The 7046-nt window shown below is 71.6% G+C and carries 12 protein-coding genes; 6 read left to right on the top strand and 6 right to left on the bottom strand.

Annotated elements, in window-relative coordinates; translation table 11 throughout:
* Positions 1–172 precede the first annotated feature (172 nt).
* Positions 173–1561 carry an HWE histidine kinase domain-containing protein gene (locus VJS38_RS15475; protein WP_324089048.1) on the bottom strand — a complete coding sequence of 463 codons (1389 nt, stop codon included), beginning with the start codon at positions 1559–1561 and terminating at the stop codon, positions 173–175.
* A 206-nt stretch (positions 1562–1767) separates the two neighbouring features.
* On the opposite strand from VJS38_RS15475, the gene VJS38_RS15470 reads away from it, so the two are divergent.
* From VJS38_RS15470 to VJS38_RS15460, 3 genes are all read left to right on the top strand, one after another.
* Positions 1768–2079, top strand: a complete 312-nt coding sequence (locus VJS38_RS15470) for a DUF883 family protein (protein WP_324089047.1) — start codon at positions 1768–1770, stop codon at positions 2077–2079.
* Positions 2076–2489, top strand: a complete 414-nt coding sequence (locus VJS38_RS15465; protein ID WP_324089046.1) for a hypothetical protein — start codon at positions 2076–2078, stop codon at positions 2487–2489. Before VJS38_RS15470 ends, VJS38_RS15465 begins: the two co-directional genes overlap by 4 nt.
* A gap of 150 nt (positions 2490–2639) precedes the next feature.
* A complete protein-coding gene (locus tag VJS38_RS15460; protein ID WP_111457096.1) occupies positions 2640–2813 on the top strand; it encodes a DUF1328 domain-containing protein in 174 nt (57 codons plus the stop codon).
* Positions 2814–2819: 6 nt separating this feature from the next.
* On the opposite strand, the gene VJS38_RS15455 is transcribed toward VJS38_RS15460, so the two are convergent.
* The 3 genes from VJS38_RS15455 to VJS38_RS15445 are packed head-to-tail and all read right to left on the bottom strand — an operon-like array spanning position 2820 to position 4839.
* On the bottom strand, positions 2820–3599 hold the full coding sequence (locus VJS38_RS15455; RefSeq protein ID WP_324089045.1) for a metallophosphoesterase: 780 nt from the start codon (positions 3597–3599) through the stop codon (positions 2820–2822).
* Positions 3596–4447 carry a diacylglycerol/lipid kinase family protein gene (locus VJS38_RS15450; RefSeq protein WP_324089044.1) on the bottom strand — a complete coding sequence of 284 codons (852 nt, stop codon included), beginning with the start codon at positions 4445–4447 and terminating at the stop codon, positions 3596–3598. The genes VJS38_RS15455 and VJS38_RS15450 overlap by 4 nt, the downstream gene beginning before the upstream one ends.
* 47 nt (positions 4448–4494) lie before the next feature.
* Positions 4495–4839 (bottom strand): hypothetical protein, encoded by a 345-nt coding sequence (locus VJS38_RS15445; RefSeq protein ID WP_324089043.1) that lies wholly within the window; start codon positions 4837–4839, stop codon positions 4495–4497.
* 123 nt (positions 4840–4962) lie between these two features.
* Between VJS38_RS15445 and VJS38_RS15440 the strand changes: the two genes are divergently transcribed.
* From VJS38_RS15440 to VJS38_RS15430, 3 genes are all read left to right on the top strand, one after another.
* Positions 4963–5397, top strand: coding sequence for an OmpA family protein (locus VJS38_RS15440; protein WP_324089042.1), 435 nt, complete (start codon positions 4963–4965; stop codon positions 5395–5397).
* A 411-nt stretch (positions 5398–5808) separates the two neighbouring features.
* The gene (locus tag VJS38_RS15435) at positions 5809–6027 is read left to right on the top strand and encodes a hypothetical protein (RefSeq protein ID WP_324089041.1); all 219 of its coding nucleotides are present in this window, start codon (positions 5809–5811) and stop codon (positions 6025–6027) included.
* Positions 6028–6039: 12 nt separating this feature from the next.
* Positions 6040–6366 carry a hypothetical protein gene (locus VJS38_RS15430; RefSeq protein ID WP_324089040.1) on the top strand — a complete coding sequence of 109 codons (327 nt, stop codon included), beginning with the start codon at positions 6040–6042 and terminating at the stop codon, positions 6364–6366.
* Between the two features lie 65 nt (positions 6367–6431).
* Here VJS38_RS15430 and VJS38_RS15425 read toward each other — a convergent pair whose 3' ends face one another.
* Positions 6432–6605, bottom strand: coding sequence for a DUF1328 domain-containing protein (locus tag VJS38_RS15425; RefSeq protein WP_324089039.1), 174 nt, complete (start codon positions 6603–6605; stop codon positions 6432–6434).
* Positions 6606–6697: 92 nt separating this feature from the next.
* Positions 6698–7046, bottom strand: a 349-nt coding sequence (locus tag VJS38_RS15420) for a response regulator (protein ID WP_324089038.1), incomplete at its 5' end; no start/stop codon positions are given.

Raw genomic sequence — 7046 nt, 5'->3', positions numbered from 1 at the left:
CGGACCGGAAAGAGGGAGGAAGGTCGCGTGACACGGGCGATGTCCCTGGCCGCCGGTCCGGCCCCTGCGAGTACTCCGCAGGTCTCCCCGGGCGAGGGTCTTATAGCTTAGCTTGGGGCCGCGGGAGGCGGCGCCTTGTCTCAGCCCCGCGACAGACTTGCATCCGCCGAAGTCATCTGGCGCCGAGGAGATCCGCCACCGCGGCGGCGACCTGGGTGACGTCATAGGGCTTGCGGATGACCGGCGCCTCGAAACCGCCCGGCGCGCCGCCGGTCTCGCCGTAGCCGGTGGCGAAGACGAACGGCACGTTGCGGCGCGCCAAAGCCTCGGCCACGGGAGTCACCGAGCGGCCGTTCAGGTTGGCGTCGAGGACGGCCGCGTCGATCGGCCGGTCCAAGAGCGCCATGGCCTCCTCCAGCTCGTAGGCGGGTCCGACGACCTCGGCGCCGGCCTCGGAAAGGCCCGTCTCCAGCTCCAGCGCCAGCAGCACCGCATCCTCGACGATCAGCACCCGCGAGCCCTTCAGGCTGCGCGGCGCCCGGGCGGCGGCGACCGTCTCGACGACCCGCGACGGCGTGACCTCGGGCACCGATTCCGGTCGCGGCGCGACCGCCGCGGGCCCGGCGATCAGCCGCGCGCGGACCCCGGACGGGCGGTATTCGATCACCGCCTCGCCATTGAGCTCGCGGCCGGTGACCTGCTCCAGCAGGGTCGAGCCGAAACCGCGGCGCGTCGGGGTCGCCACCGTCGGGCCGCCGCTCTCCAGCCAGCTCAGCTCGAAGCCGCCGGCTTCCGGCCGCGTCCAGCTCACCTCCACATGCCCCGTCTCGACCGAGAGCGCCCCGAACTTCACCGCATTGGTGGTGAGCTCGTGCAGGGCGAGCGACAGGGCGTTGGCGGCCCGCGGCGTCAGGAACAGCTCCGGCCCGTGCCAGCTCGTCTGGCCGGGCGCCAGCGCGCCGAGCTCGGCGGCCGCGATGTGGTCGATCGCCGCCCCCCGCCAGCGGGCGGCGGTGAGCAGCTCGTTGGCCGAGGCGAGCGCCTTCAGCCGGCCGGAATAGTTCTGCAGGAAGCCGTCCAGCGAGGTGGTGCGCTTGGCGGTCTGGTAGGCCAGCACCTGCACCGCCGCCAGCACATTCTTCACCCGATGGTCGAGCTCGGCCATCAGGGTCTGGCGTTGCTCCTCCTCGAGCTTTTGCGACGTCAGGTCGGAAACGACGCCGACGGCGCCGGCGAGCTTGCCGTCGGGGCCGAGCCTCGGGGCGATGGAAACCCTGAGCCAGACCAGGCGGCCGTCGTCCGCCCGGGTCTGCCGAAAGTCGATCTGAAAGCTCTCGCCGCGGTGCAGACAGTCCGCGCGCACGGCTTCCACCTGCGGCAGGTCCTCAGGGTGGACCCAGCGTTGCCAGGCCAGGCCGCCCAGCCCGGGGGATGGGCCGGCGGGCATGCCGGTCAAAGCCGCCGCGGCCGGACTGATGATCAGCAGATCCTTCGCCGCATCCCACTCGAACTGACCAAGCCCAGCCGCTTCGAGCGCCAGTTCCAGCCGCTTTTCGTCCACGCGTCGTCCGCCTTGCCGCCGTGTTGCTCAAACCATAAGCCCAAGACCTGGCCCGCGCGACAGGAACTGCAACCCCGTCGTGGCGTTTCCAAGGCTTCGGCAAGCTCTGCTTTTGCGAAGACCGCGGAACTTGCCTATGTTGTCCCTCGTTCAGGCAAGCGGCCCCCGCTTCGCCCTGCCGGGGTCCTTCCTTCGGAGACATCGACATGCCCGCCAACGCCGTTGACTACGTTGATGAAAAGCTGTCCACGGCGACCGGCGCCGACAGCAAGCAGCTGACCGCCGAAGCGCAGCGCGTCTTCTCCGAGGCGCGGGGCAAGATCCAGCAGGCGGTGCAGGACGGGCTGGAGCAGATCCGCGCCCAGTCGCGCACCTACGCCGATTCCGCCGGCGAGCAGCTTGAGCATGCCCAGCACTACGTCACCGAACGCGTCCGTGAGCGTCCGCTCGCGGCGACCGGGGCTGCGCTGGGCGTCGGCATCCTGATCGGCCTCCTGCTCTCCTCCGGCCGGCGTTGATCCTCAAGAAAGCGCTTCTTTACGTCGCCGCTGTCGCCGCGATGGCGGCGGCGGCTGGCGTCTGCGTGGTCGCAGCCTCGTACGCGATCTATGCGGGGCTGCGCGAAGTCTTCAATCCGGCGGGCGCCTCGGCGATCATCGCCGTGGGCGCGGCGGTGGTCGCCGCCATCCTGGCCTTCGTGACCTTCCGCAAGGCCCAGCCGCGGCCCCTGCGCCGCGACGAGCAGAATCTGACCACCCGCCTCTTCGACCTGGCCCGGGAGAAGCCGGTGATCGCCGCCGGCGCCGTGGTGGCGGCCGCGCTGGTGCTGCTGCGCAACCCGACCGTCGTGGGCGCGGCGGTCAGCGCCGCCATGGCCAGCCGCGCGCGCGACGCCGGCCACCGCGACGGCCGTCGCCACAAGCGCTGAGGCGGCGGGCTGGCGTTCAGCCGCCATCACATCAGCTTGAGTAATCGCAACTCGGGAACGGCCGAGATTGCTGAACGTTGACTTGCGGGAGCGGGCGACATGCCCGTGACGTCAACAGAAGCGCCCGTGGGCGCGCATGGAGAACGCCAAATGCTCGGCTGGGCCCTGACCTTCCTGGTGGTCGCCTTGATCGCCGCCGTGCTTGGCTTCACCACCATCGCTGGTGCGGCGATGGGTGTCGCCAAGATCCTCTTCTATGTCTTCCTGGTTCTGTTCCTGGTTTCGATCGTCATGCACTTCGTCCGCGGCCGCGGAGTGCCGTAACAGCGCTCAGCGCCGGTCGAGCGACCAGGTCCGATGCGGCTCGAAGTGCGAGCCGGTCCAGGCCAGGGCGGCGATGCGGATCGCCGCCCTTTCTATTTCGACGATGTTGAAGCTCGCCGGCACGCCGCGTTCGCGCACCGAAAGGGTGCCCGCGCCGACGGCATAGGTGCGTCCGTCGGCGTAGGGATAGGGCCAGGCGAATGGCGCATGGATATGGCCCGAGAGCACCAGGTCGACGCCGGCCTCGGCGAAGGCCCGGGCGGCGGCGGCCCCGCGCCACACGCGGGCGGTCATGGGGCCGCCGATCATCTCGGCCAGCGGATGGTGGCAGACGACGATCCGCGCGTCGCCCGCCCGCGCCTTGCCGAACCAGCCCAGGGTCCGGGCCACCTGGCCCGGGGAGATCTGGCCCTTCGACCAGTTGAGCCTCGGCTGCACCCCGCGGGCGGTGTTGACGCCGCGCACCGCGACCCCCGGGGCGAGCCAGCTCTGCTCGCGCGCCGGGCCGACGGCCGCCTCGAAGCGGCGGAAGGGAACGAACAGCCGCTCGGCCGGCGCGAAGTAAGGCGAGTCGTGGTTGCCGGGGGTGATCAGGTGCGGCCCCTGCAGCCCCGCCAGCCACTCGGCCGCAGCGGCGAATTCGACGGGCTCGCCATAGCGCGTCAGGTCGCCTGAGATGACGGTGAGATCGATGCCGCCGGCGTTGACGTAGGCGCGGGCGGCCGTCGTCGCGGCACGGTTCTCTCCGCCGAAGTGGATGTCGGAAAGGTGCGCCAGCCGGATCATGCGCCGCGCAAAGATTTCGGCAGGCTCAGCACCCGCACCACGTCGGGCCGCCAGGCCACCACCGCCGCGCTGGCCAGGCGCACCGCCTCGCCGTCGAGGATCGCCGGGATCGGCTCGGCCGCCCAGACCCGCGCCCGCTGGCAGGCGACCGCGGCGACCACGGGCGCCTCGCGCCAGTCGCCGCGCAAGGCGTGGAAACCCAGGCTCACCAGGTCACGCACGCCGTGCAGATCCAGAGCCGCCGCCTCCAGCGCCGCCGCGTCCGCCGGCAGCGCCCTGGAGATCACCGGGCAGAGGAAGCTCAGCGCGGCGGTCTTGGCGCGCGGGGCCTCGTCGAGGGCGTAACGCAGGCGGCCGGAGAAGAAGCGCCGCAAGGCGCGTTGAGCGCGGATCCACGCCAGCCGGGCCTGGCCGTAGCGCGCGGCCTCGCGCGCCGGCGCCCACAGCGCGGGCGAGCCGAGGATGGCCGCGACCAGGAAATGACGCCCCTCGACCTCGCCGCCGCCCAGCATCCTGGGCTCGCCCTCGGCGAGGGCGACGCTCAGCGCGTCCTGCCAGGGGCGCTGGCCGTAGATCGCGTGCGGCAGCATGTTCATGGTCCCGCCCGGCAACGGAACGATCACCGGCCCCGTCGGCCCGCAGAGCTCGGCGGCGGCCCGGACCGTGCCGTCGCCCGCCAGCACCACCAGGAGATCGGGACCGGCGTCCACCGCGCCGCGCAGGCAGTTGGTCAGATCCTCCTTGGCCGGGGCGCAGATGTGGGTGTGAAGGCCGAGGTCGGCGCAGATCTGCGCAATTTCCGCCGGTGCGTCAGGACCGACGCCGCCGGACGCGATGTTGGCCACCACCTCGACGCGCCGCGGACGCGACGCCGCCCCCCGCGTCTCCACCCCGCTCAGCCGACCTTATCGGCCCGAGCCCGCGCCGCGGCTCCGGCGTCGCGCAGGCTCTGGCCGGCGGTGCTGGCCGCCTCGTTGACCGCCGGCTGGGCGCGGTCGGCGGCGACGTTCAGCTGCCGGTCGACCACGCCGCCGGCGCGCATGAACGAGCCCTGCACGGCCGCCATCGCCAGCAGGACCACGCCGACCAGGGCGAGCAGGAAGGTCACGGTCATCAACAGCGGATGGCGCCTGCGTCCGGCCCGCTCGTCCCGGCGCCCCCGCTCGTAGGCTTCGCGCAGGTCCGCCTTGTCGAGGGCGTCCGACGCTCTCTGGTCCTTGTCCACGCGTCCGCCGATCATCGCTTGAGTCCTTGCCAGAGCAATGTTCGCCGGCTGAACGGCGGGACCGCGTCGCGGTTCCGAGGAACGGTCAAGCTTGGCCGGCGTTGACCGTTGGCATGATCGGGAACTCGGGAGGCTGAAATGAGATCCTTCACGGTCGCGGCCCTGGCCGCCACGGCGGCGCTCGGAGGCTGCTCCACCATGGGCGACAGCCGCGTCGTCCGCGCCCCGAACCGCTGCGCCGACCAGACGGTGCAGGTCTATTTCGAGGCCTGGTCGTCCGACCTGACGCCCGAGGGCGCCAGCGTGATCAAGGCCGCGGCCCAGTCGGTGCAGGGCTGCCAGATCTCCGCCGTCGACGTGCTGGGCCTGGCCGACGCGGTCGGCGCGCCGGGCGCCAATCTCGAGCTCTCCCAGAAGCGCGCGCAGTCGGTCTCGAAGGCGCTCGAGGCCGCGGGCCTGCCGGCCGCGGACATGCACCTGACCGCCGCGGGCGCCGCCGGCGCCGTGACCGCGAGCGGCAAGACCAAGCCGTTGCGCCGACGGGTCGACGTCACCCTGCACGTCGCCGGCTGAGAGCGACGCACGGCCCGCATACGAAAGTGGCGGATCCTTGGACCCGCCACAGTGTGCATCATCGAGAAAAGGGGTGCGGAGACGGCAGACCGGCGTATGCGCCGGTCTCAAGTCGGGGGGGGCGTCGCCGCCTCCGCATCGCTACAACACGCCCGGCCTGCGACCGTTCCAGGGCGGCGAGAATTTTCCTCAGATTTTTCCCGCGGGAGCGGCTCGCGCCGTCCCCGAGCCGCCCGTCCGCCGCAGCGAGCGCCCGAGGCCCACTAACCCACGATAATCGCAGAAGTTATCTCCACAGTCGAGCCCCGCGCCTGGCGGGAACAGCTGCGCCGCCGCGGACGTTAGGCCTCTGGCCGGGTGGCCGGGCCGATCGACGCCCCGGACCGAAGCCGGATGCGAGCGGAGGGACAGGTGGTGCGGGAGATTTTCGCGTCTCGGAACGCCGATGTCCTGGTGAAGAGCCCGAACCTGCGCCAGCAGGCCGCCCGGCGGCGCGCGTTTGCGGTGTGCGGCGTGCTGGGGCTGGCGATCGCCAGCGGCGTGATCGGCGCGATCAGCCGCAGCGACCGCGCGACCGAGGCGGTCGGCCGGCCGCACACCGGACCGTTCAGCTATTTCCCGTCCGAGTAAGGAGCCTTTCTCATGGCGCTTTCCACGCGCTCCAACCCGCGCCAGACCATCGGCGTCACCCGCGCCCGGCAGGGCCGCCTGGGCCGCAACATCCTGTGGGTGCTCATCATCGGCACGCTGCTCGTCGTGCTGGGCTTCCTGGCCACCTACACCTGGAAGGCCGGCGACTTCGCCAGCGTCCAGCCGGGCCACGCCGCGCGCGAGACGAACGCCGGCCGCTTCGCCGCGCCGCCGCCGAAGGCCGCCGTGCGGCAGAACTATCAAGAGGGCGCGCCCTACGCCCCGCAGAACAACGGCAACCCGGGCCAGCCGAACCGATCGAACACCGCCGAGCCCTGAACCGGAGCGGCGAAGCGGGAACGCAGAACGGCCGCCCAGAGGCGGCCGTTTCGCTACAGGCTCAGCTAAAGCACCGACTGTCCGCGGAACGCGCGGACCGCGAAGCTCACCACCAGCAGCGCCAGGAACACCAGGAACAGCACCTTGGCGATGGTCGCCGCCATCCCTGCCAGGCTGAAGAAGCCCAGGAAGCCCGCGACGATAGCCAGGAGCGCGAAGACGATCGCCCATCCGAGCATAACGGTCTCCTCGAACGAAACGGGCGCCGCAGCCTGCGGCGCCCCATCATCGTCAACGTGCGCCCGGCGGCGCGCGTTCCGGCCAAGCTTCGTCAGGCGGCCTGTTTGTTGGCCCGGCGCGGGTGGAAGAACAGCGCCTGGCCGATGGCGGCCTTCACCGTCTCCGGCTGGAACGGCTTGGTGATCAGAAAGGTCGGCTCCGGCCGTTCGCCGGTCAGCAGCCGCTCGGGGAAGGCGGTGATGAAGATCACCGGCGCGTCGTAATGCGACAGGATGTCCTTGACCGCGTCGATGCCGGAGGACCCGTCGGCCAGCTGGATGTCGGCCAGCACCAGGCCCGGCGTCTTGCGGGCGACCGCGTCCACCGCCTCGGTGCGGGTCGCGGCGATGTCGACCACCGTGTGGCCGAGCTCCTTGACCAGGGCTTCGATGTCGGCGGCG

Origin of the sequence: Phenylobacterium sp. (assembly GCF_035276905.1) — a bacterium.
Taxonomy (GTDB): domain Bacteria; phylum Pseudomonadota; class Alphaproteobacteria; order Caulobacterales; family Caulobacteraceae; genus Phenylobacterium.
Note: the sequence above shows the minus strand (reverse complement) of the source record. Positions and strands in the feature narration are given on the sequence as shown.